General features: G+C 71.4%; 22 protein-coding genes. 17 read left to right on the top strand and 5 right to left on the bottom strand.

The genetic code is table 11. The features are described 5' to 3' along the window. Positions 1-74 precede the first annotated feature (74 nt). Together CS062_RS20000 and CS062_RS19995 are read right to left on the bottom strand one after the other, a co-directional pair. On the bottom strand, positions 75-1,565 hold the full coding sequence (locus tag CS062_RS20000; RefSeq protein ID WP_099863320.1) for a sensor histidine kinase: 1,491 nt from the start codon (positions 1,563-1,565) through the stop codon (positions 75-77). 61 nt (positions 1,566-1,626) lie between these two features. Beyond that, positions 1,627-2,316 carry a response regulator transcription factor gene (locus CS062_RS19995; RefSeq protein ID WP_099863319.1) on the bottom strand — a complete coding sequence of 230 codons (690 nt, stop codon included), beginning with the start codon at positions 2,314-2,316 and terminating at the stop codon, positions 1,627-1,629. Between the two features lie 156 nt (positions 2,317-2,472). On the opposite strand from CS062_RS19995, the gene CS062_RS19990 reads away from it, so the two are divergent. The 15 genes from CS062_RS19990 (at position 2,473) to CS062_RS19915 (ending at position 16,932) form a co-directional block, all read left to right on the top strand. Next, on the top strand, positions 2,473-2,691 hold the full coding sequence (locus CS062_RS19990) for a hypothetical protein (protein ID WP_099863318.1): 219 nt from the start codon (positions 2,473-2,475) through the stop codon (positions 2,689-2,691). 153 nt (positions 2,692-2,844) lie between these two features. Beyond that, the gene (locus tag CS062_RS19985; RefSeq protein WP_099863317.1) at positions 2,845-4,095 is read left to right on the top strand and encodes an acyl-CoA dehydrogenase family protein; all 1,251 of its coding nucleotides are present in this window, start codon (positions 2,845-2,847) and stop codon (positions 4,093-4,095) included. A gap of 11 nt (positions 4,096-4,106) precedes the next feature. Further along, positions 4,107-4,952 (top strand): methionine ABC transporter ATP-binding protein, encoded by an 846-nt coding sequence (locus CS062_RS19980; RefSeq protein ID WP_099863316.1) that lies wholly within the window; start codon positions 4,107-4,109, stop codon positions 4,950-4,952. Continuing rightward, positions 4,945-5,619 (top strand): methionine ABC transporter permease, encoded by a 675-nt coding sequence (locus CS062_RS19975; protein WP_099863315.1) that lies wholly within the window; start codon positions 4,945-4,947, stop codon positions 5,617-5,619. Before CS062_RS19980 ends, CS062_RS19975 begins: the two co-directional genes overlap by 8 nt. A 92-nt stretch (positions 5,620-5,711) precedes the next feature. Further along, on the top strand, positions 5,712-6,521 hold the full coding sequence (locus CS062_RS19970; RefSeq protein ID WP_099863314.1) for a MetQ/NlpA family ABC transporter substrate-binding protein: 810 nt from the start codon (positions 5,712-5,714) through the stop codon (positions 6,519-6,521). Beyond that, the gene (locus CS062_RS19965) at positions 6,518-8,044 is read left to right on the top strand and encodes an LLM class flavin-dependent oxidoreductase (RefSeq protein WP_099863313.1); all 1,527 of its coding nucleotides are present in this window, start codon (positions 6,518-6,520) and stop codon (positions 8,042-8,044) included. Before CS062_RS19970 ends, CS062_RS19965 begins: the two co-directional genes overlap by 4 nt. Next, positions 8,041-9,069 carry an aliphatic sulfonate ABC transporter substrate-binding protein gene (locus CS062_RS19960; protein ID WP_099863312.1) on the top strand — a complete coding sequence of 343 codons (1,029 nt, stop codon included), beginning with the start codon at positions 8,041-8,043 and terminating at the stop codon, positions 9,067-9,069. The genes CS062_RS19965 and CS062_RS19960 overlap by 4 nt, the downstream gene beginning before the upstream one ends. A gap of 10 nt (positions 9,070-9,079) precedes the next feature. Further along, positions 9,080-10,015 carry an ABC transporter permease gene (locus tag CS062_RS19955; RefSeq protein WP_233218165.1) on the top strand — a complete coding sequence of 312 codons (936 nt, stop codon included), beginning with the start codon at positions 9,080-9,082 and terminating at the stop codon, positions 10,013-10,015. After that, entirely contained in the window at positions 10,012-10,794 is a 783-nt protein-coding gene (locus CS062_RS19950) for an ABC transporter ATP-binding protein (RefSeq protein WP_099863311.1), read from the top strand. The genes CS062_RS19955 and CS062_RS19950 overlap by 4 nt, the downstream gene beginning before the upstream one ends. Positions 10,795-11,044: 250 nt before the next feature. Then, positions 11,045-11,605, top strand: a complete 561-nt coding sequence (gene ssuE, locus CS062_RS19940) for an NADPH-dependent FMN reductase (RefSeq protein ID WP_099863310.1) — start codon at positions 11,045-11,047, stop codon at positions 11,603-11,605. A gap of 29 nt (positions 11,606-11,634) precedes the next feature. Further along, positions 11,635-12,606 (top strand): sulfonate ABC transporter substrate-binding protein, encoded by a 972-nt coding sequence (locus CS062_RS19935; protein WP_099863309.1) that lies wholly within the window; start codon positions 11,635-11,637, stop codon positions 12,604-12,606. A 25-nt stretch (positions 12,607-12,631) separates the two neighbouring features. Further along, a complete protein-coding gene (gene ssuD, locus CS062_RS19930) occupies positions 12,632-13,813 on the top strand; it encodes an FMNH2-dependent alkanesulfonate monooxygenase (RefSeq protein WP_099863308.1) in 1,182 nt (393 codons plus the stop codon). A gap of 1 nt (position 13,814) precedes the next feature. After that, positions 13,815-14,648, top strand: coding sequence for an aliphatic sulfonate ABC transporter permease SsuC (gene ssuC / locus CS062_RS19925; RefSeq protein ID WP_099863307.1), 834 nt, complete (start codon positions 13,815-13,817; stop codon positions 14,646-14,648). Continuing rightward, positions 14,648-15,544 carry an ATP-binding cassette domain-containing protein gene (locus CS062_RS19920; protein ID WP_438270489.1) on the top strand — a complete coding sequence of 299 codons (897 nt, stop codon included), beginning with the start codon at positions 14,648-14,650 and terminating at the stop codon, positions 15,542-15,544. The genes ssuC and CS062_RS19920 overlap by 1 nt, the downstream gene beginning before the upstream one ends. Positions 15,545-15,618: 74 nt before the next feature. Then, positions 15,619-16,932 carry an MgtC/SapB family protein gene (locus tag CS062_RS19915; RefSeq protein WP_199174297.1) on the top strand — a complete coding sequence of 438 codons (1,314 nt, stop codon included), beginning with the start codon at positions 15,619-15,621 and terminating at the stop codon, positions 16,930-16,932. Positions 16,933-16,964: 32 nt separating this feature from the next. Here the strand turns inward: CS062_RS19915 and CS062_RS19910 are convergent, their stop codons facing one another. Continuing rightward, the gene (locus CS062_RS19910; RefSeq protein ID WP_233218164.1) at positions 16,965-18,086 is read right to left on the bottom strand and encodes an alpha/beta hydrolase; all 1,122 of its coding nucleotides are present in this window, start codon (positions 18,084-18,086) and stop codon (positions 16,965-16,967) included. 239 nt (positions 18,087-18,325) lie between these two features. Between CS062_RS19910 and CS062_RS19905 the strand changes: the two genes are divergently transcribed. After that, entirely contained in the window at positions 18,326-18,751 is a 426-nt protein-coding gene (locus tag CS062_RS19905) for a DUF4160 domain-containing protein (RefSeq protein WP_099863305.1), read from the top strand. Further along, on the top strand, positions 18,748-19,194 hold the full coding sequence (locus tag CS062_RS19900; protein ID WP_099863304.1) for a DUF2442 domain-containing protein: 447 nt from the start codon (positions 18,748-18,750) through the stop codon (positions 19,192-19,194). Before CS062_RS19905 ends, CS062_RS19900 begins: the two co-directional genes overlap by 4 nt. A 25-nt stretch (positions 19,195-19,219) precedes the next feature. Here CS062_RS19900 and CS062_RS19895 read toward each other — a convergent pair whose 3' ends face one another. Together CS062_RS19895 and clsB are read right to left on the bottom strand one after the other, a co-directional pair. Then, positions 19,220-20,167, bottom strand: coding sequence for a lysylphosphatidylglycerol synthase domain-containing protein (locus CS062_RS19895; protein WP_233218163.1), 948 nt, complete (start codon positions 20,165-20,167; stop codon positions 19,220-19,222). After that, on the bottom strand, positions 20,164-20,897 hold a 734-nt coding region (gene clsB, locus CS062_RS19890), incomplete at its 5' end, for a cardiolipin synthase ClsB (protein WP_099863302.1). The genes clsB and CS062_RS19895, both read right to left, overlap by 4 nt.

Here is a 20,897-nt window from a genome sequence, read left to right as displayed (position 1 = left end):
TAGGCGGGCGTGCAGCGCTCGATCGGCGCCGCGCTGGTGCGCGCGGGCGAACTGCGGCGCGATCGCGCCGATCGTCAGGCCGCCAGCGGCAGGCGGATCGAGACGCGCAGGCCGCGTGGTCGCGCGGCGGAGAGGGCGATGCGACCGCCATGGCGCTCGACGATCTCCTTGACGATCGCCAGCCCCAGGCCGCAGCCGTTGCCCTCGTGGGTGGCGCGGAAGAAGCGCTCGAACACCTGCTCCCGCAAGGCCTCCGGGACGCCGGGGCCGTTGTCGGTGACGACGAGTTCCGCGTGATCGCTGGCGCCATGCACTTGCACCGTCACACGGGCGCCCCGGCCGGCGTAGCGCAAGGCGTTGTCCACCAGGTTGACCAGGGCCTCGCGCAGCAACAGCGGGATGCCGACGATCTCCACCGGCCGCTCGGGCGCGTCGTCGGTCGGCGGCGCGTCTCCTGGCCGCTCCTCGAGTTGCGACGCGCCAGCGCAGTCCGGATCGCTGTCCGGGCCGTCATAGCCGAGGTCGACGTTCTGCTGCAGCGCGCGCGGCACCAGCTCGGCGGTGACCTCGCGGGCCAGGCGGCCGAGATCGAAGCGCACCGGCGTCTGGCGCTGCAGCGACTCCGGCTCGGTGCGGGCGAGCGCCAGCAGCTGGTTCACCAGATGCGCGCTGCGCGAGGCGCCTTCATGCACCCGCGCCAGCCGCATCGTCAGCGGACCGGGCGGGGCCTCGGCGAGCGCGAGCTCGCTCTGGCTCTTGAGGCCCGCCAGCGGCGTGCGCAGCTGATGGGCGGCGTCGCTGATGAAGCGGCGCTGGCCCTCGACGTTGTGGCTGACGGCCTCGAGCAGGTCGTTGATCGCCTGCGCGAGCGAGCGCAGTTCCTGCGGCGCGGCATCGAGCTCGATGGGGCGCAGGTCGTTGGGCTTGCGCCCCTCGACCAGCCGGCGCAGCCGCGCGATCGGCGCCAGGCCGGCGCCGACGCCGGCCCACACGATCATGCTCATCAGCACGATCAGGACGGACAGCGGCAGCATCGTGTCGATCAGCAGCCGGCGCGCGAGCAGCTCGCGGTTGGCGCTGGAGCGCGCGACCTGCACCAGCATCGTCTGCTGGGCGCGGGGGTTCTCGCCGAACTGCAGGTACAGCGCCGCCACCCGCACCGGCGAGACGGCGCGGGCGCCGTCGGCCTCGATCTCGCCGTCGTAGAACTGGGCCTGGCCCAGCGGCGGGCTGGCCGGCATCGCCGGCGGGCTGGGCAGGTTGCGGTTGCCCAGGATGAACTGGCCCGGTGGCGAACTGACCGTGTAGAGCAGCTTGTCGCTCGGGTCGGCCTCGAGCACATCCTGCGCGGCGCGGGGGAAGTCGATCAGCAGCCCGTTGCCCATCGGCTTGACCTGGCGCGCGAGCGAGCGCGTGGCCTGCAGCAGCGTGGCGTCGACGGCCTCGTTGGCATAGCGGCCGGCGAGCCGGTAGCTGAAGACCGCGCCGGCCAGCCAGAGCACCACCTGCGGCAGCAGCAGCCACAGCAGCAGCTGGCGCTTGAGCGAGAACCGCGAGGGGCTCATGGCGCGCGGGTCGTTGCGAACGGGGGCGGGCGGGGCACGGGCCGGGGCAGGGCGGGCCGCCTCAGGCCCGTTCCAGCTCCAGCAGGTAGCCCAGGCCGCGCACGGTGCGGATCGCCACCTGCGCGCCCTCGAGCTTGCGGCGCAGGCGATGGATGTAGACCTCCACCGCATTGGTCGCGGCGCCGCCGTCGCCGGCGCTGGGCGCGGCGCGGTCGCCCGACCAGGCCTGGTTGATCTGCTCCTTCGTGATCACGCGGCCCTGGTGGGTGAGCAGCAGGTCCAGCAGGTCGAACTCGCGCGGGCTCAGTTCCAGCATCTCGCCGCGCACCTGGGCGCTGCGGGTCTCGCGCTGCATGCTGAGCTGGCCCAATTCGGTGCTGGCCTTGAGGGCGCGGCTGCGGCGCAGCAGCGCGCGCAGCCGGGCCTCGAGTTCCGGGAAGTCGAAGGGCTTGGTCAGGTAGTCGTCGGCGCCGGCGTTGAGGCCGGCGACCCGGTCCTCGAGGCTGTCCAGCGCGGTCAGGATCAGCACCGGCAGCGACGCGTCGGTCTGGCGGAGCTGGCGCAGCACGTCGATGCCGCTGACCATCGGCAGTCCGAGGTCCAGCACGACCACGTCGAACTGCTGCTTGGCCAGCAGGTATTGGGCGACGGCGCCATTGGGCGCGTGCTCCACGGTGAAGCCGCTGGCGCGCATCTGTTCGCACAGGGCGTCGGCCAGGATCGCATCGTCTTCGGCGAGCAGCAGGTTCATGAATGGCAGATTAACAGCCCGTGCGGATGCGCTGCCCTGGGGCAAGCCCGGGGCGCCACTTGCGCACACCGCGCCCCGTTGTCGGGCGATTGCCGACAAGCGCTGACGGGGATGGCCTCTGTCGCGGCGAGGGGCGGTTTGGAAATACTGCGCGCCATGAATGCCAGCGACCTCAAGCAGACGCTCTGGCGCGTCGTCTACACGAAGAACGCGAACCTGCAGAGCAGCGGGGACGCGGCGGGGCCCTGGCATCCCGACCGGCGGCACATCGAGCGCTGTGCCCAGGCCATGCGCGCGATGGCGCAGGAGGTCGGCATCCAGAGCAATGCGGAGGCGGCGAGAAACGCCTGCACCTGGTTGAGCAGCCCGGCCTGAAGGGTCGATCGGCGATGCCGGCGCGCGGTGCGATGGCGCATCGAGCGGCGCGCGCGGGCGCCGCATAAGCACAGACGAATTTCTCGCTTCGGCCCGCACGATCGGACGGGAACACTCGGCGCCATCGCTTCAGCCGCGCCGAGTGCCACGCCGATGACTGCTCCTGTGCTCCGTCGTCCCGACGATCTTTCCCCGACCGCTCCGACCGCTCCGACCGTCCCGCCCGCGGCCTTGCTCGCCCAGGTGCTGGGTCCAGGCCTGGACCAGGTGGCGCAGCAGCTCGCCGCCACCGCGGTGCGGCGCGACCGCGAAGGCGGCCATGCCGCCGAGCAGCGGGAACTGATCCGCGCCAGCGGCCTGCTCGCGCTGACCATCCCCGAGGCCCATGGCGGCCTGGGAGGCGGCATCCCGGCCTTCTACGACGTCGTGCGGCGGCTGGCCCGTGTCGACAGCGCGCTCGCCCATGTGCTGGCCTTCCACCACCTCCAGCTCTATGGCGTGTCGCTGTACGGCGGGCCGGCCGCGACGGCCCACGGCGCGCGGCACCTGCGCGAGACCGCCGAGCAGCGCTTGTTCTGGGGCAATGCGCTGAACCCGGCGGACACGCGGCTGACCGCCGTGCGCGACGGCGCCGGCTGGCGTCTCCAGGGCGTGAAGGGCTTCTGCTCCGGCGCGCTCGGCTCGGATCGCCTGACCGTGTCGGCCACCACCGACGAGGGCGGCTTCCTGATCGGCATCGTGCCGACCCGGCGCGAGGGCGTGCATGTCGAGCAGGACTGGGATGCCTTCGGCCAGCGCCAGACCGACAGCGGCACGGTGCGCTTCGAGGCGGTGCGACTCGACGACGAGGAACTGCTGCAGGTGCCCGGCCAGGGGCCGACGCCGCGTGCCACGCTGCGCTCCCAGATCGCGCAGCTGATCATGGCCCACCTCTACCTGGGCCTGGCGGAAGGCGCCTTCGACGAGGCGCGCCGCTACACCGCGACGCGCGCCCGGCCCTGGTCCGCGTCCGGCGTGGCCCGGGCGGTCGACGATCCGCTGGTGCAGCATCGCTACGGCGACCTGTGGCTGAAGGTCCGCGCGGCGCAGGCCGTCGCGGCCGATGCGGTGGACCTGCTGCGCCGCGCGCTGGAGCGCGGCGACGCGCTGACGGCGCAGGAGCGCGGCGAGGTGGCGCTGGCGATCGCGGAGGCGAAGGTGCTGTCGCATCGCGCCGGCGTCGAGGTCGGCAGCCAGTTGTTCGAACTGACCGGCGCGCGCAGCACTGCCGCCGAGTTCGGTCTCGACCGCTTTTGGCGCAATGCGCGGGTGCATACGCTGCACGACCCGGTCGACTACAAGCTGCGCGACCTGGGCCGCTTCTTCCTCGACGGCCGGATCCCCGAGCCCACGGCCTATTCCTGATCGAGGCGTCCATGAGCGATCCGCTGATCCGCCTCGATGGCGTGTCCAAGTCCTTCGCGCTGCCGGACGGCCGGCGCTTCGAGGCCGTGCGCGAGGCCAGCCTGTCGGTGCGCGCCGGCGAGATCCTCGGCCTGATCGGCAGGAGCGGCGCCGGCAAGTCGACGCTGCTGCGCCTGATCAACCTGCTGGAGCGTCCGGACGCCGGACGGGTGCATCTCGGCGACCGCGAGCTGACCGCGCTGAAGCCGGCCGACCTGCGGCGCGAGCGCCAGCGGCTCGGCATGATCTTCCAGCAGTTCAATCTGCTGCAGAACGCGACGGCGGCGGAGAACGTGGCCTTCCCGCTTCGGCTGCATGCGGGGCGCTCGCGACGCGAGATCGATGCCCGCGTGGCAGAGAGCCTCGCGCTGGTGGGACTGGCCGACAAGGCCGACCACTACCCGGCGCAGCTGAGCGGCGGCCAGAAGCAGCGCGTCGCGATCGCGCGGGCGCTCGCGCCGCGGCCCGACGTGCTGCTGTGCGACGAGCCGACGTCCGCCCTCGACGCGGCGACCACCGGCGAGCTGCTGGCCACCCTGCGCGACATCAACACGCGGCTGGGCGTGACGATCGTGATCGTCACCCACGAGCTGGAAGTGGTGCAGGCGCTGTGCGAGCGCGTCGCGGTGATCGCGGAGGGGCGCCTCGTCGAGCAGTTCGACCTGGCCGACGCGTCGCGCCAGGCGACATCGCCGCTCGGGCTCGAGCTGGTGCGGCTGCAATGGCGGGAGGCCAGGCTCGCCGCGCTGGACCAGTCGGCGCTGGAGACGTCGGCGGTGATCGCGTCCATCGGACGCCGGGAGGTCCGCCATGCTTGAGAACCTCGTCGGCTTGCTGCCGGAGATCTGGGTCGCGCTCGGCCAGACCGCGCTGATGCTGGCGATCGGCCTGAGCGCGGCGGTGCTGCTCGGCGGGCCGCTGGGCGTGCTGCTTTTCCTGCTGAGCCCGGGCCAGTCGCTGTCCGGCCACCGCGGGGCGGCGCTGGTCCATCGGGTCGTCAACGCGCTGGTGAACACGGTGCGCAGCTTCCCGTTCATCATCCTGCTGGTCGCGCTGGTGCCGATCACCCGCGTAGTCGCCGGCACCTCGATCGGACCGCTGGCGGCGGCGGTGCCGCTGTCCTTCGCCGCGATCCCGTACTTCGCGCGGCTTGTCGAGCAGTGCCTGCGCGAGGTGCCGCGCGGCGTCATCGAGGCGGCCCATGCGATGGGCGCCTCGGAGGCCCAGATCGTGCTGCGCGTGCTGGTGCGCGAGGCCCGCGCCGGCCTGGTGGGAGCGCTGACGGTGCTGGCGATCAGCTTCCTGTCCTACTCGGCGGTGGCCGGCGTGGTGGGCGGCGGCGGCATCGGCGACCTCGCCATCCGCTATGGCTACTACCGCTTCCAGACCGACGTCATGGTGCTGACCGTGGCCATCCTCGTCGCGCTCGTGCAGCTGATCCAGTTCACCGGACACCGCGTCGCGCGGCGACTCGACAAGCGTTGAGCGCGCGCCAGGACCGCGGCCGCCCCGTTCGCTCGTTCGCTGTCGACCGCTCCCTTCACCTCTACTTCCACTTCCACTCCCAAGGATTCCCGATGACCGTCGCCCGCCGCACGCTGCTGGCCCTCGCACTGAGCGCCTCCGCGCTGTCCACGCCCCTCGTCCACGCGCAGGACAAGAAGGAACTGACGATCGGCGCGACCGCCGGCTCCAACATCGAGGTGCTGCGCCAGGGCATCAAGCCGCTGCTGGAGAAGCGCGGCTACACCGTCAAGCTGGTCGAGTTCAACGACTACGTGCAGCCCAACATCGCCCTGGCCCAGGGAGCGCTGGACGCCAACTTCTTCCAGCACATCACCTATCTCAACCGCTTCCGCGAGGACCGCGGGCTGGACATCGTGGACGTCGTGCAGGGGCCGATGGCGCCCTTCGGCATCTATTCGAAGAAGCGCAGGAGCCTGGCCGAGGTGAAGCCCGGCGACCGCATCACGTTGGCCAACGACCCGGCCAACCTCGCGCACGGTCTGGCGTTGCTGGCGGAGCAGAAGCTGCTGACGCTGAAGCCGGGCGCCGATCCGATCCGGGTGACCGAAAAGGACATCGCCTCCAACCCGCTCCAGCTGAAGCTGCAGCCGATCGAGGCCGCGCAGATCCCGCGCACGCTGGACGACGCCGAGTACGCGATCGTCAACGGCAACTTCGCGATCTCCAGCGGGCTCAAGCTCAGCGACGCGCTGCTGCTTGAGAAGACGCCCGACCACTACATGCTGGTGCTGGCCGTCAAGGGCAAGGACAAGGCGCAGCCGTGGACCCGGGCGCTGGCGGAGGCGTTCCGCGCGCCCGAGTTCAAGGCGGTGCTGGAGCAGAAGTTCCCCGGCTACGCACGGCCGGCGTTCCTGCAATGAGCGCGGCCGGGACGGGCGCATCGCCGGGCGGGAAGCCGGTGCGCTTCAATGCCTTCGCGATGAACACGGTCGGGCATCAGTCACCGGGCCTGTGGACGCATCCGCGCGACGAGTCGCACCGCTACACCGATCCGGACTACTGGATCGAGCTGGCCCGCCTGCTCGAGCGCGGCGGTTTCGACAGCGTCTTCCTGGCCGATGTGCTGGGCGTCTACGACGTGCATGGCGGCACGCCGGACGCGGCGCTGCGCCATGCGGTGCAGGTGCCGCTGAACGATCCGCTCGCGCTGGTGCCGCTGATGGCCTCGGTGACGCGCGAACTCGGCTTCGGCGTCACGGTCGCGCTCACCTACGAGCCGCCGTACAGCTTCGCGCGGCGCCTGTCCACGCTGGACCACCTGACGCGTGGCCGCATCGGCTGGAACATCGTCACCGGCTACCTCGACAGCGCGGCGCGCAACCTCGGCCAGGACGGCCAGCGCGCGCACGACGAGCGCTACGACCTGGCCGACGAGTACCTCGACGTCGTCTACAAGTTGTGGGAATTGAGCTGGGCAGACGACGCGGTGCGGCGCGACAAGGCGGGACGGGTGTTCACCGATCCGTCCAAGGTCCATGCGATCCACCATCGCGGCACACACTATCGGGTGCCCGGCGTGCATCTGTGCGAGCCCTCGCCGCAGCGCACGCCGGTGCTGTTCCAGGCCGGCACCTCGAGCCGCGGCCGCGCCTTCGCCGGCCGACATGCCGAGTGCATCTTCGTCAGCGGTCCCAGCACGGCGGTGGTGAAGGGCTATGTGGACGGCCTGCGCGAGGCCGTCGTGGCCGCCGGCCGCGCGCCGGACGACGTGCTGATCTACGGACAGGCGCTGATCATCACCGCGCCGACGGCCGAGGCCGCGCAAGCGAAGTTCAAGGAGCTGGAGCGCCATGTCGACATCGAGGCCGCGCTGGCCCTGCTGTCGGGGTGGACCGGCGTCGACTTCAGCCGCTACCCGCTGGACGCGACCATCGACTATCTCGACACGCAGGCGGGCCGCACGGCGCTGGCTTCGTTCAGCAGCGCCGATCCGACGCGGCGCTGGACCGTCGGCGAGGCCGCCGCGTTCATCGGGCTCGGCGGGCGGGGACCGGTGTTCGTCGGCGATCCGGCGCAGGTCGCCGATCAACTGGTCGCCTGGCAGGCGGCCACCGGCCTCGACGGCTTCAACCTCGCCTATGCGCTGGCGCATGAGACCTTCCGCGATGTCGTCGACCTGGTGGTGCCCGAGCTGCGCCGCCGCGGCCGTTACCGGCCGCAGGCCGGTGAGGAGGGCGACGCCGGCACGGCGCCCCGCACCTTGCGCGCCCGGCTGTTCGGCCAGGGTGACCGGCTGAAGCCGACGCACGCGGGTCGGCAGGTCCGTCTCGGCACGCCGGAAGCGCCTGAATCACCGCGACCGGCCGCTGACCCGGACATCGCCGGCCTTGCCGATCTCTCCCGCACTTCCCTGACCATTCCCTTGACGGAGCCCACCGCATGAGCCGAAGCAGCGATTCGAAACAGCAGCAACCGCCCACACGGCGCGACGCCCTGGTGCTGGGCGCGGGCCTGGCCGCCGGCATCGCCGGCCTGACCAGCGTCGGCGCGCGCGCTCAGGGGGCCGTCGCACCGAAGGAGTTGCGGCTCGATCACGCCTACTACTCGCCCACCAGCCTGGTGCTGCGCCGCTTCGGCTGGCTGGAAGAGGACCTGGCGAAGGACGGCACTGCGGTGCGGTGGGTGCTGAGCGCCGGCAGCAACCGGGCGCTGGAGTACCTCAACGCGGGCAGCATCGACATCGGCTCGACGGCCGGGCTGGCCGCGCTGCTGGCGCGCGCGAACGGCAATCCGATCCGCACGCCCTACATCTTCTCCCGACCGGAATGGACGGCGCTGGTCGTGCGCGGCGACTCCGGCATCCGGTCGCTCGCCGACCTGAAGGGGCGGCGGATCGCGGCGACCAAGGGCACCGATCCCTATCTGTTCCTGCTGCGCGCGCTGCACACGGTCGGTCTCAAGCGGGGCGACATCGAGCATGTCGCCCTCCAGCATGCCGATGGCCGGGCGGCGCTGGAGCAGGGCCGCGTCGACGCATGGGCCGGGCTGGACCCGCTGATGGCGGCGAGCGAGCTCGATGCCGGCTCGAGGCTGCTCTACCGCAACGTCGGCTTCAACACCTATGGCTTCCTCAACGTGCGCGAGGAATTCCTGGCCCGGCATCCGCAGACGGTGAGGCGCGTGATCGCCGCCTACGAGCGGGCGCGGGCCTGGACGCTCGCGAATCCGTCCGACGCCGCGAAGATCCTGTCGGAGGAGGCCAAGGTCAGCCTGCCGGTGGCGCTGCTGCAGGTGAAGCTGCGCAGCGATTTCTCGCATCCCCAGCCATCGGACGAGCATGTGAAGGCGCTGCAGGCCGCGGCGCCGATCCTGACGGCGGAGCAGCTCGTCAAGCCGGGCGTGGACCTGAACCGCACGATCGCCGACCTGGTCGACACGCGCTTTGCTGCTGGACTGGTGAAGGCGTGAGCGGGCCGCGATGAGCGCCGATGCTGACCTGATCGCGCGGGCCGTGGCCTCGCTGGGGCCGGTGATGCCGGAGCAGCCGGCGCCCGGCGCCGCCGCATCCATCGCGGCGCTGGCGGCGACGACGTCGCCCGGCCCCCATGGGCTCGTCTCCGTTGCGGGCGGCGACGGCCTGGCGCCGGCCCGATGGCCGAGGGGGCTGTTGGGCGCTGTGCCACCCGTGGTCGCCTTGCTGCTGGCAGAGGCGGCGGTGCGCCTGGGCTGGATCGCGCCGCATCTGCTGCCGGCGCCCAGCGACGTGCTGGCGGCGCTGCTGCAGATGCTGCGCGACGGACAGCTTTCGCAGCATGTGCTTGCCAGCAGCCTGCGCGTGGCCGGCGGCTTCGCGCTCGGTGCGGTCCTGGCGCTGCTGCTGGGGGCGCTGGTCGGTCTGTCCGGCTTCGCGGCCGCGCTGCTGACGCCGAGCTTCCAGGCGCTGCGGGCGATTCCGTCGCTCGCCTGGGTGCCGCTGTTGCTGCTGTGGCTGGGCATCGATGAGGCGTCCAAGGTCGCGCTGATCGCCATCGGCGCGTTCTTCCCCGTCTACATGGGGGTGGCCTCGGGCTTCCGTGACGTGGACCGCAAGCTGGTCGAGGTCGCCCGGCTGCGCGGGCTCGGCCGGGTCGCGCTCGCGCGGCGCGTGCTGCTGCCGGCCGCGCTGCCGGCAGTGCTGACCGGGCTGCGCAACGGGCTCAGCCTGGCGTGGATGTTCATGGTCGCCGCCGAGCTGATCGCCGCCAGCCGCGGGCTGGGCTATCTGCTGACCGATGGTCGCGAGACCGGACGGGCCGACCTGGTGCTGGCGGCGATCGTGCTGCTGGCGCTGCTGGGCAAGCTCAGCGACAGCCTGGTGGCCACCATCGAACAACGCGCGCTGCACTGGCGCGACAGCTTTGGAGGCACGGCATGAGCGTGCTCGAGGTGCAGGTGAGGGCGAAGCGATTCGACAGCGCGGTCGGCGCGGTCCGCGCGGGCGGCCGAAGGGGCGCAGCGCCGGCGTCGCCACGCGACGTGCCGGTCCTGTCCGAGGTCCGGTTCGAACTCGCGGCGGGGGAGGTGCTCGGGCTGGTCGGTGCGAGCGGCTGCGGCAAGAGCACGCTGCTGCGCATCGTGGCCGGGCTCGATCCCGACTTCAGCGGCGAGGTGCGACTGGGCGGGCGGGTGCGGCAGGGCCCGGATCGGGAGATCGGCGTGGTCTTCCAGGAGCCGCGGCTGTTCCCTTGGTTGACCGTGGCGGAGAACGTCGGCTTCGACCTCGGGCAAGGGCATGACGAGGCCTGGGTCGTGAGGCTGCTCGAGGAGGTCGGCCTGGGCGGGTTGGAGGACGCGCTGCCCCGTCAGTTGTCCGGCGGGCAGGCGCAGCGGGCGGCGATCGCGCGGGCCCTCTATACGCGGCCGCGGGTCCTGCTGCTGGACGAGCCGTTCTCGGCGCTGGATGCGTTCACGCGGATGAGGCTCCAGGACCTGGTGCGGGAGGTGGCGAGCGCCCATGGCACCAGCCTGCTGCTGGTGACGCATGACATCGAGGAGGCGGTCCTGCTCGCCGACCGGGTGCTGGTGCTCGGGGCGAGGCCGGGGCGCATCGTGCGCGAGATCGACATCCGGCTGCATCACCCTCGGGGGCGGGGCAGCGCCGAACTGGCGGCGTTGCGAGGGGAGGTGTTGTCGGAGCTGGAGCGAGTGGGATGACGAGGCATGCCCTCACCCGACCCTCTCCCGCAAGCGGGCGAGGGACTTCGGTGCATCGCGGCCGGCGATTGACGACTGGCGATCGGCTTTCGGCGGTTGGCGATTGGCGATTGGCGATTGGCGATTGGCGATTGGCTTTCGGCGGTTGGCGTTAGCCGTTTTGCGCCTATCCATCGGCGTTCTGCTTCGTTCAGGGAATGACGGCCGATTCGCAGAATGACCCGGTCACTGCTTCCTCCCCTCGACCGCCATGTCCGTCCTGCTCATCGCCGCCAGCCCCAGTCTCCACTCGCGCTCGGGCGCCTTGCTGGGTGCCGCGGCGCAGCGCCTGCACCACCACGGCCTCCCGACCCGCACGCTCAAGCTCCGCGATCTGCCGGCGCAGCCGCTGCTCCATGCGGACTTCGAGGACGCCACCCTGCGCCAGGCGCTCGCCGCCGTCGCCGAGGCCCGGACCATCGTCATCGCGACGCCCATCTACAAGGCGGCCTACAGCGGCCTGCTGAAGATCTTCCTGGACCTGCTCCCGCAGGACGGCCTGGCCGGCAAGTCGGTCTGGACGCTGGCCACCGGCGGCAGCCTCGCCCATCTGCTGGCGCTCGACTACGGCCTGCTGCCGGTGCTGTCCGCCCTGGGCGCGCGATCCCACATCGACGGCGTCTATGCCGCCGATGCGCACATCGCCAGAACCCCCACCGGCGACTACCAGGTCGGCGACGACATCCTGCGCCGCCTGTCCCTCGGGGCCGCCCAGGTGCTGGAGCGCTCGCCCCGTTCCGCGCCGGCGACGCCGCCCGCGCTGGTTCTCTGAATCCACCACAAGCCCAAGGTCCACCACCCATGAGCATCGACTTCCATCGCCGTCACGTCCTGGCGCTCGCCGCCGCTGCCACGGCCATCGGCCTGACCGGCCCGGCCCAGGCCCAGACCAATCCCGCGGAGCTCCGCATCGGCTTCCAGAAGTACGGCACGCTGACCGTGCTGAAGGCCAAGGGCGATCTCGAGCGGCGCCTGGCGCCGCTGGGCATCACGGTGAAGTGGACCGAATTCCCCGCCGGCCCGCAGCTGCTGGAAGGGCTGAATGTCGGCTCCATCGACTTCGGTACCGTGGGCGAGGCGCCGCCGATCTTCGCGCAGGCGGCCGGCGCGGACCTGGTCTACGTCGCCAACCAGCCGCCGGCGCCGGCTGCCGAGGCGCTGATCGTGCCCAAGGATTCGCCGATCCGCTCGCTCGCCGACCTCAAGGGCCGCAAGGTCGTGCTGAACAAGGGCTCCAACGTTCACTACCTGCTGGTCAAGCTGCTGGAGAAGCAGGGCTTGAAGTACAGCGACATCCAGGTCGTCTACCTGCCGCCGGCCGACGCGCGCGCCGCCTTCGAGCGCGGCGCCGTCGACGCCTGGGTGATCTGGGATCCCTTCCTTGCCGCCGCGCAGCGCCAGCTCGGCGCGCGCGTCGTGGCCGATGGCCAGGGCGTCGTCGCGAACCACCAGTTCTACCTGGCCGCGCGCGGCTACGCGGAGAAGCATCCGCAGGTGGTGCAGGCGATCGTCGAGGAGCTGGCCCAGCTGGACCGCTGGTCCGAGCGCAACACCGCGGCCGTGGCCGCCTTGCTCGCGCCGCAGATCGGGCTGGACGTGGCCACCACCGAACTCGCCGCCACCCGCTTCGCCTACGGCATCCAGCCGATCACGCCGGCGATCGCCGCCGAGCAGCAGAAGATCGCCGACGCCTTCCATGCGCTGAAGCTGATTCCCAAGCCGATCCGCATCGCCGACGCGCTGCCGAAGTCGGTCCGGACCGCCGCCAAGTGAGCGGCACCACGAGAGAAGCCCCCCAATGAAGATCCTCTGGTTCATCCCCACGCATGGCGACTCGCGCTACCTCGGCACCTCCAAGGGCGCCCGCGTCGCGGACTTCGACTACTACCGCCAGGTCGCGATCGCGGCCGACAGCCTCGGCTACGAGGGCGTGCTGCTGCCCACCGGCCGGAGCTGCGAGGACAGCTGGATCGTCGCGGCCAGCCTGATCGAGGCGACGCGGCGCCTGAAATTCCTGGTCGCGCTGCGGCCGGGGTTGGTGCAGCCGGTGCAATCGGCCCGCATGGCGGCGACGCTGGACCGGCTCTCGGGCGGGCGGTTGCTGGTCAACCTGGTCACCGGCGGCGATCCGGATGAACTGGCCGGCGACGGGCTGTTCCTGCCGCATGAGGAACGCTACGCGCTGTCCACCGAGTTCCTGACCGTGTGGCGCGAGGTGCTGCGGGCCAGCCATGAGGGCGAGGCCGTCGACTTCGACGGCGAGCAGTTGCGGGTGAAGGGCGGCAAGCTGCTGTATCCGCCGGTGAGCCGGCCATATCCGCCGGTGTTCTTCGGCGGCTCCTCGACGCCGGCGATCGCGCTCGCGGCCGAACAGGTCGACACCTACCTGACCTGGGGCGAGCCGCCCCAGGCCGTCGCCGAGAAGCTGGACGAGGTGCGCCGCGCCGCCGCGGCGAAGGGCCGCACGCTGGAGTACGGCATCCGACTGCATGTGATCGTCCGCGAGACCGAGGAAGAGGCCTGGGCCGCCGCCGGCCAGCTGGTCCAGCACCTGGACGAGGACGTGATCGCGGCGGCGCAGGCCAAGTTCGCCGCGATGGATTCGGTGGGACAACGGCGCATGGCGGAGCTGCACGGCGGGCGCTTCGACAGGAACGACATCCGCGCGGGGCTGGAGATCTCGCCCAACCTGTGGGCCGGCGTCGGCCTGGTGCGTGGCGGCGCGGGCACGGCGCTGGTCGGCAATCCGAAGCAGGTGGCCGATCGACTGCAGGAGTACGCCGCGCTGGGCCTGGAGTACTTCGTGCTCAGCGGCTATCCGCACCTGGAGGAGGCCTACCGCTTCGCCGAGCTGGTGTTCCCGCTGCTGCCGCTCGCCCTGCGCGAGAAGCTCAGCGCGCCCAAGCTGACGGGCCCGTTCGGCGAGATCGTCGCCAACAGCTATGTGCCCGGTCCGGCCAAGCTGGCCGCCGCGAGCTGAGATGGGGACGACCGTGATCGAGGCGCCGCGGGCGCCACGGACCCGCTCCGTCGCCTGGCGCGGCGGCGCCCTCAAAGGCCTGGTGCCGTGGCTGTCGCCCTGGCTGGTGCCGCTGGCGGTGCTGGCGCTCTGGCAGCTGAGCGCACAGGCGGGCTGGCTGTCGACGCGCGTGCTGCCGGCGCCCTCGGCGGTGGCGCGGGCGGCGTGGGAGCTGGCGCTGTCGGGCGAGCTCTGGCGGCACCTGGTGGTGAGCACCGGCCGGGCCTTTCTCGGCTTCGCGATCGGCGGCGGTCTCGGTTTGCTGCTGGGTCTGCTGACCGGCTCGCAGCGCTGGGCCGAGACGGCGCTCGACACGACGCTGCAGATGCTGCGCAACATCCCGCCGCTGGCGCTGATCCCGCTGGTGATCCTGTGGTTCGGCATCGACGAGACAGCCAAGCTGTTCCTGGTCGCGCTGGGGGTGTTCTTCCCGGTCTACCTGAACACCTTCCACGGCATCCGGGGCGTGGACCATGACCTGATCGAGATGGCGCGCTCCTACGGCCTGCGCGGCTGGGCGCTGTACCGGCGGGTGATCCTGCCGGGGGCGACGGCCTCCATCCTGGTGGGCCTGCGCTTCTCGCTGGGGCTGATGTGGGTGCTGCTGATCGTGGCCGAGACCATCTCGGCGCAGAGCGGCATCGGCTACATGACGATGAATGCCCGCGAGTTCCTGCAGACGGACGTGGTGCTGGTGGGCATCCTGATCTACGCGCTGCTGGGCAAGCTGGCCGACCTCGCGGCGCAGGCGCTGGAGCGCGCCTGGCTGCGCTGGCATCCGGGGTACCAACCATGATGAGCGTGACCGAGATCGACGTCCTGCAGGGCTGGCAGGACTCCCGGCCGGCGGAGATGCCGGAACCGGACCGGGCGCAGGCGCCGGTCCAGCGCGGGTCCGCTGCCCGCCGCCGCGCGCCCGACGGCGGGCAGCGCGTCGCGCTGGACGGCCTGGGCAAGGCCTTCGGCGAGCGACAGGTCTTGCACGGCGTGGACCTGCGGGTCGAGGCCGGCGAGTTCGTCGCGGTCATCGGCCGCAGCGGCTGCGGCAAGAGCACGCTGCTGCGGCTGCTCGCCGGACTCGACCTGCCGAGCGCCGGGTCGCTCGACGCGGGCGACCCGTCCGCCACCCGCTTCATGTTCCAGGAGGCGCGGCTGCTGCCGTGGGCCAGGGTGGTGGACAACGTCGCCCTCGGCCTGGACGGCGCGGACGCCCGTGAGCGCGCGCTGAAGGCGCTCGCCCAGGTCGGTCTCGCGGACCGCGCCAACGAGTGGCCGGCCCGTCTGTCGGGTGGCCAGCGTCAGCGCGTGGCCCTGGCACGGGCGCTGGTGCATGCGCCCAGGCTGCTGCTGCTGGACGAGCCGCTGGGCGCGCTGGACGCGCTGACACGCATCGACATGCAGCGGCTGATCGAGTCGCTGTGGACACGACACGGCTTCACCGCGCTGCTGGTCACGCACGACGTGGCCGAGGCGGTCGCGCTGGCGGACCGGGTGCTGCTGATCGAGGACGGCCGGCTGGCGCTGGACCTGCGCATCGATCTGCCGCGGCCGCGGCGTCGCGACGCGGCCTTCGCGGCGCTGGAGCAGCGGCTGCTCGACCGGGTGCTGAGCGCGCCCGACCGCGAGCCGGAGACGCCGCCCGCCCAGGGGTCGGTTGCGATTCCCGCGCCGATGCTGCGCTGGGCCGTCTAGGGAGGGGCGGCGCCCATGGCTTGAGGCGCATGCGCGGCTTGCGGTACGCTGGCCCGATGACACTGCCGCTGCCCATGTCCACGCCACTGCCCAATGCGGAGTGGCCTTACCTCGAGATCCTCCTTCGTCTGGCGCTGGCCTTGTCGCTGGGCCTGCTGCTGGGCCTGGAGCGCGAGCGGCGCGGCAAGGAGGCGGGCCTGCGGACCTTCGGCTTCATCGCCTTGCTCGGCGCGCTGGGCGGCTCGCTGGGCGAGCACTACGCCTTGCTGAGCCTGGTCCTGGCCGCCGGCCTGGCGGTGCCGCTGAACGTCCACACGATGCGCGGCGGCCATGGGCCGGAGCTGACGACCTCCGCCGCGATGCTGGTGACCTGCATGGCGGGCGTGCTGTGCGGGCTGGGCCACACGGTGACGCCGGCGGCGGTGATGGTCAGCACGACCGCGCTGCTGGCCTGGAAGGAGCGGCTCTCGGGGCTGTCGATGGGCCTGACCGAGGGCGAGGTGCGTTCGGCCCTGCTGCTCGCGATCCTGGCCATCGTCATCTACCCGGCGCTGCCCGCCGGCGCGGTGGGGCCATGGCGGCTGATCGAGCCGCGCGCGGCCTGGGTCACCGTGATCCTCATCGCCAGCATCGGCTTCGTGAACTACATCCTGTGGAAGATGTATGGCTCCAAGGGCGCGGAGCTGTCCGCCTTCTTCGGCGGCCTGGTCAACAGCAACTTCACCGTCGTCGAGATGGCCACGCGAGTGCGCGAGACCGCCGGCCGCTTCGCCGAGGGCGCCTACCGCGCGGTGCTGGTGGCGGTGGCGGCGATGGTGCTGCGCAACGCGGTGCTGCTGTTGATCCTCACGCCGCTGGCCTTCGTCAACGCGGCGGCGGCCTTCGGGATGATGGTGCTGTCGGCCGCGGGCTTCGTGGTGCTGAGCCTGCTGCAGCGCAACGGCACGCCGACCGCGGACGTCTCGGACATCAAGCTGGAGCTGCCGTTCTCGCTGCCGGTGGCGCTGCGCTACGGGCTGCTGTTCCTGGCGCTCCACATCGTGGGCCGGCTGATGCAGCGCGAGTTCGGCGAGGCCGGCTTCTATGCGGTCACGGTGATCGGCGGGCTGCTGTCCAGCGCCAGCGCGGTGGCCGCCGCGGCGAGCATGGCGGCGCAGGGCGCGATCGGCTTCGACGTCGCGGCCAACGGCGCCGTGTTCGCGTCGCTCACCAGCCTGGCGTTCAGCCTGTCCTTCATCGTGCGCACCGGCCACCGGCACCTGATTGCCCGCCTGGTGATCGCGATGATCGGGATCGCGCTCGCGGGCGGCCTGGGCCTGCTGCTGCGCGAGCTGGCCAAGCCCCTGGTCGAGGCGCTGTTGCCCTACGCCACCGGCAACGGGCTCTGAGGCGGCGCGGGCCGCGCCCGCTCGCCGAGGCTTCAGTTGCCGAAGGCCCGGCGCAGGCGCTCGCCGGCGAAGGCCTGCGCATTGCGGGCCTTCTCCACGACGGCGGCGGCGCCGAAGAACTCGTGGGTGACGCCTTCGTAGTCGCGGCGCTCGACCAGGACCTCGGCCTTCTTCAACGCGTCTTCCATCTTCGCGCTGTCGGATCGCAGCGGATCCACCCGGGCGCTGATCAGCGTCACCGGCGGCAGGCCGGCGAGCCTGGCGTCGATCAGGTTCAGGCGCCAGTCCTTGAGCTGCGCCTTGTCCTCGAGGAGCTGGTCCAGGAACCACTGGACCATCGCGCGGTTGAGCGGTTGCGCGGCGGCGTTCTCGAGGTAGGACTCGGTGTTGAGGCTGCTCTGCGTCACCGGATAGATGGCCAGCACGTGGGCGGGCTTCTGCAGGCCGGCGTCGCGCGCGGCGATCGCGGTGGCGAGCGCGAGGTTGCCGCCCGCGCTCTCGCCGGCGAGCGCGACGCGGCTGGCGTCGCCCTTGCTGCCGGCCGCGTTCGCGAGCGTCCAGCGGTAGGCGGCCAGCGCATCGTCCCAGGCGGCCGGGAACCTGGCCTCGGGCGCGCGGCGGTAGTCGACGGAGATGACGAGGGCCTGGGCCTGCTGGGCGATCGCGCGGGCGCTGGCGTCATAGACCTGTTTGTCGGCCAGCACCCAGCCGCCGCCGTGGAAGTAGACGACGACCGGGAAGGGCCCGGGTCCGGGCGGTGTGTAGAACCGGGCCGGCAGCGGGCCGGCGGCGCCCTGCACGGTGGTATCGACGCTGGTGATGCCCGGCGTCAGCTGTGCGGGATCGGTGCTGCGGTTGTTCTGGCGCAGCAGCGCCTGGACCGCATCCGCCAGCGTCGGATTCGCGCGGGCGGCGCGCACGTCGATCTTCTCGATCGCCTTCGGCTTTAGTCCTTCATGCGCCTTCAGCAGCGCGAGCATGTCGCCATCCAGCCGGATCTTGCCCAGGCTCTTGGCGATGGCCGTCTTGACCTTGCCGGGCCGCTCGTCACCGGTCCCCTTGCCGGTGTCGTCGGCGGCGTGGGCGAGGGGCAGGGCCAGGAAGCAGCCACTGATCACGATGGCTGAAAGACCTGCTTGAGTCATTTTGGTCATGGCGCCTCCTTGTCGTTGCCATCGCACCTCCGGAAAGGAGATGCGCGTACCGATCGGCAACGCGGATGCCCGAGGGTGCATTGACTCGCCACCCCGTTGCGACCGCCCGACGGATGCCGAACCCGAGCACGCGCCTTGATACAGATCGTGCAGGGCGGTGTGATCGAGGCGTCCACTTCTGCGCTCACGGCCGACGACGCGCTGTCTCGGGCGAGGATTAACCAAACAGTTGGGTTAGCATGAAGGTCTGCAGTCACCGGGGCTTGACGATGGTTGTCTATACGCGGGACGAGCATTGCCCACCGCATGTGCATGTGGGCGAGGCGGACTGGGACGCGCGCTTTCGGTTCAGCTTCTGGCACAACGGCGTGGCGCTGTGGGATGTGGCCCCTTCGTTGCGAGCACCAAAGGCCACATTGCTGGAGGAACTTCGTCGACGGCTGAAGTCTCCGGAGACGCTGCGGCGGGCAAGGCGCCTCTGGTGGCAGTCGCGCAGCACCACCTGTCTGGACAACCAGCGTTGGGATGTCGACGAGCACTGCGTCCGCGTGGCAAAAGCCTCTCGAGGTCGTGACGCCCGCGTCGTCGCCTCGATCTATGACCCGGAGAAGGACATAACCGTGCTCCAGTTGGAGCGCCACGGTCGCGTGGAGATCGAGCTATGAAGATCAAGGCACAGGTACGTGATGACGCGCCAGTCACCGAGGACAACATGCGCCGTGCCGTGGCAACGCGACAGTCGCGAACTCCGCAGGCGGTGTCGGTCCAGTTTCTCCCTTCGCGTCGATCGCTGCTGATCGGCTTCGTGGACCAGAGCGCCATCGCGCTGCCGGTCGCCAAGTTCCCGGAACTCGAGGCGCTGGACCCCGCTGAACTCGATCGACTGACCATTGGTTTCGGCGGGCAGGCCCTTTGCCTGGAGGAGCGCGACCTGCACCTGTCCATTCAAGGAATGATTGCGGTGAGCGACGCCTTGATGGGCCTGGCCGCCAGCATGGTCGCCGCCAGCAACGGCCGTCGAGTGAGCGCCGCGAAGGCCCAGGCCGCGCGCATGAACGGACGCAAGGGCGGAAGGCCGCGCAAGCCGAGCGTGGATCCCAGCACCTAGTCGAGCCCGGTCGTCGGTCCGGCGCTCAACGCCGCGCCTTCGCCTCCAGCACGAAGTACGCGATCGCCGCGACCCCCAGCGGGGCCAGGTAGTACAGCGCCCGGTAGGCGATCAGCGCCGCCAGCACCTGGCCGTTCCCCAGCGCGGGCCCGAGGAAGGCGACGAAGACGCCCTCCAGCACGCCCAGCCCCGCCGGCACATGCGCGATCACACCGGCCACCGCCGCGACGAGCAGCACCGCCAGCGTGTGGCCGTAATCCACGCCCTGCTGCAGCAGCACCCACAGCACCGCGCCGATCGTCAGCCAGTTGGCCGAGGCGATCAGCAGCTGCATCAGCGCGATGCGCAGGCTCGGGACGAAGAAGTCGTGGCCGCGCAGGGTGAACTCACGGCGCGGCGAGAAGGCGCACAGCGCCAGGTAGCCCAGCACGACGGCCCACATCAGCGCACCCAGCCAGCGCAGCGCCGCCGCGCCGATGCCCCAGTCCGCCGGCGGCGCCAGCCAGCCGAAGAGGAACAGCCCGCCCGCCAGCAGCCCGTAGCCGAGCCAGTTGGAAGCCATGCTGAGCGCCAGGATCTGCGCCGGCACCGGATGCTTCAGGCCCTCGCGCGCATACAGCCGCAGCCGCATCGCCACGCCCCCGACCAGCGCGCCCAGGTTGAGGTTGAAGGCGTAGCTGATGAAGGTGATCAGCATGACGCGCCGCGCGGGCACCGCGTGCCGCGCCCAGTGCTTGCCGATCAGGTCGTAGCCGCTGTAGATCAGGTGACTGACCAGGCACAGCGCGCCGCCGGCCGCCAGCACGCCCACCGGCAACTGTCGCAGCGCATCGCCGACCTCGTTCCAGTCGACCTGGTGCGCCGCCCAGGCCAGCAGCGCGACGACGGCGATGGCGAAGGCGGCGCTCAGCCAGCGCCCCCAGCGATGACGCGTCGGACGCCGCGGCGCGTGGTCGCCAGCGGGCGGACTCACTCCGCGGTTTCCTTGCTCAACTGCTTCGTGGCGTGCCATTGCCAGGCCTCGGTCGCCGGCGTCTGCGGAGCGCTGACCACCACCGGCGTCTCCGTCACCGGCATCAGCGGCTGGGTCTGGCGCGGCAGCCGCGCCAGCCAGCGCGGGAAGTGCCGCATCACATGGAAGACCAGCGCGCCCATGCCTAGCCGCCACCACCAGCGGTGCGCGTTGGTCTCCTCCAGCTTCAGCAGCCGGCAGTGGTTGCGCATCAGGGGCTGCAGCTTGTCGCGCAGGGCGCGGTTGAAGTCGCGGTCCTCGACGATGAGGTTGGCCTCCAGGTTCAGCGACAGGCTCAGCGGGTCGAGGTTGCTCGATCCCACCGTCGCCCAGGCGCCGTCCACCAGCGCGACCTTGCCATGCATCGGCCGCTCGCAGTACTCGTGGATGTGGACGCCGGCGCGCATCAGCTGGTCGTAGACCATGCGTGCGGCCCAGCGCGCCCACGGGATGTCGGGCTGCCCCTGCAGGACCAGATGGACCGCCACGCCGCGCCGCGCCGCGCGCTGCATGCTCCGCAGCAGCAGGAAGCCGGGGAAGAAATAGGCGTTGGCGATGATCACCTCCTGCCGCGCCGCATGCAGCGCCATGCGGTACATGCGCTCGATGTCGTCGCGATGGCGGTGGTTGTCGCGCGTGACGACGACCGCCTTGGCCGAGCCCGCCGGCGATGCGCGGTCCTCGGGCGTCG

This window comes from Roseateles chitinivorans, from assembly GCF_002761755.1.
Lineage (GTDB): Bacteria > Pseudomonadota > Gammaproteobacteria > Burkholderiales > Burkholderiaceae_C > Roseateles > Roseateles chitinivorans.
This window is presented reverse-complemented; position numbering and strand designations above follow the sequence as displayed.

Bases quoted from the DNA above. Each gene is read 5' to 3' on its own strand.
- CS062_RS19965 (WP_099863313.1), top strand. From the start codon at position 6,518: ATGAGCGCGGCCGGGACGGGCGCATCGCCGGGCGGGAAGCCGGTGCGC.
- ssuE (WP_099863310.1), top strand. From the start codon at position 11,045: ATGTCCGTCCTGCTCATCGCCGCCAGCCCCAGTCTCCACTCGCGCTCG.
- CS062_RS19935 (WP_099863309.1), top strand. From the start codon at position 11,635: ATGAGCATCGACTTCCATCGCCGTCACGTCCTGGCGCTCGCCGCCGCT.
- ssuD (WP_099863308.1), top strand. From the start codon at position 12,632: ATGAAGATCCTCTGGTTCATCCCCACGCATGGCGACTCGCGCTACCTC.
- CS062_RS19900 (WP_099863304.1), top strand. From the start codon at position 18,748: ATGAAGATCAAGGCACAGGTACGTGATGACGCGCCAGTCACCGAGGAC.
- CS062_RS19950 (WP_099863311.1), top strand. From the start codon at position 10,012: ATGAGCGTGCTCGAGGTGCAGGTGAGGGCGAAGCGATTCGACAGCGCG.
- CS062_RS19920 (WP_438270489.1), top strand. From the start codon at position 14,648: ATGAGCGTGACCGAGATCGACGTCCTGCAGGGCTGGCAGGACTCCCGG.
- CS062_RS19910 (WP_233218164.1), bottom strand. From the start codon at position 18,086: ATGACCAAAATGACTCAAGCAGGTCTTTCAGCCATCGTGATCAGTGGC.
- CS062_RS19915 (WP_199174297.1), top strand. From the start codon at position 15,619: ATGTCCACGCCACTGCCCAATGCGGAGTGGCCTTACCTCGAGATCCTC.
- CS062_RS19995 (WP_099863319.1), bottom strand. From the start codon at position 2,316: ATGAACCTGCTGCTCGCCGAAGACGATGCGATCCTGGCCGACGCCCTG.
- CS062_RS19990 (WP_099863318.1), top strand. From the start codon at position 2,473: ATGAATGCCAGCGACCTCAAGCAGACGCTCTGGCGCGTCGTCTACACG.
- ssuC (WP_099863307.1), top strand. From the start codon at position 13,815: ATGGGGACGACCGTGATCGAGGCGCCGCGGGCGCCACGGACCCGCTCC.
- CS062_RS19985 (WP_099863317.1), top strand. From the start codon at position 2,845: ATGACTGCTCCTGTGCTCCGTCGTCCCGACGATCTTTCCCCGACCGCT.
- CS062_RS19980 (WP_099863316.1), top strand. From the start codon at position 4,107: ATGAGCGATCCGCTGATCCGCCTCGATGGCGTGTCCAAGTCCTTCGCG.
- CS062_RS19970 (WP_099863314.1), top strand. From the start codon at position 5,712: ATGACCGTCGCCCGCCGCACGCTGCTGGCCCTCGCACTGAGCGCCTCC.
- CS062_RS19955 (WP_233218165.1), top strand. From the start codon at position 9,080: ATGAGCGCCGATGCTGACCTGATCGCGCGGGCCGTGGCCTCGCTGGGG.
- CS062_RS19960 (WP_099863312.1), top strand. From the start codon at position 8,041: ATGAGCCGAAGCAGCGATTCGAAACAGCAGCAACCGCCCACACGGCGC.
- CS062_RS20000 (WP_099863320.1), bottom strand. From the start codon at position 1,565: ATGAGCCCCTCGCGGTTCTCGCTCAAGCGCCAGCTGCTGCTGTGGCTG.
- CS062_RS19905 (WP_099863305.1), top strand. From the start codon at position 18,326: ATGAAGGTCTGCAGTCACCGGGGCTTGACGATGGTTGTCTATACGCGG.
- CS062_RS19975 (WP_099863315.1), top strand. From the start codon at position 4,945: ATGCTTGAGAACCTCGTCGGCTTGCTGCCGGAGATCTGGGTCGCGCTC.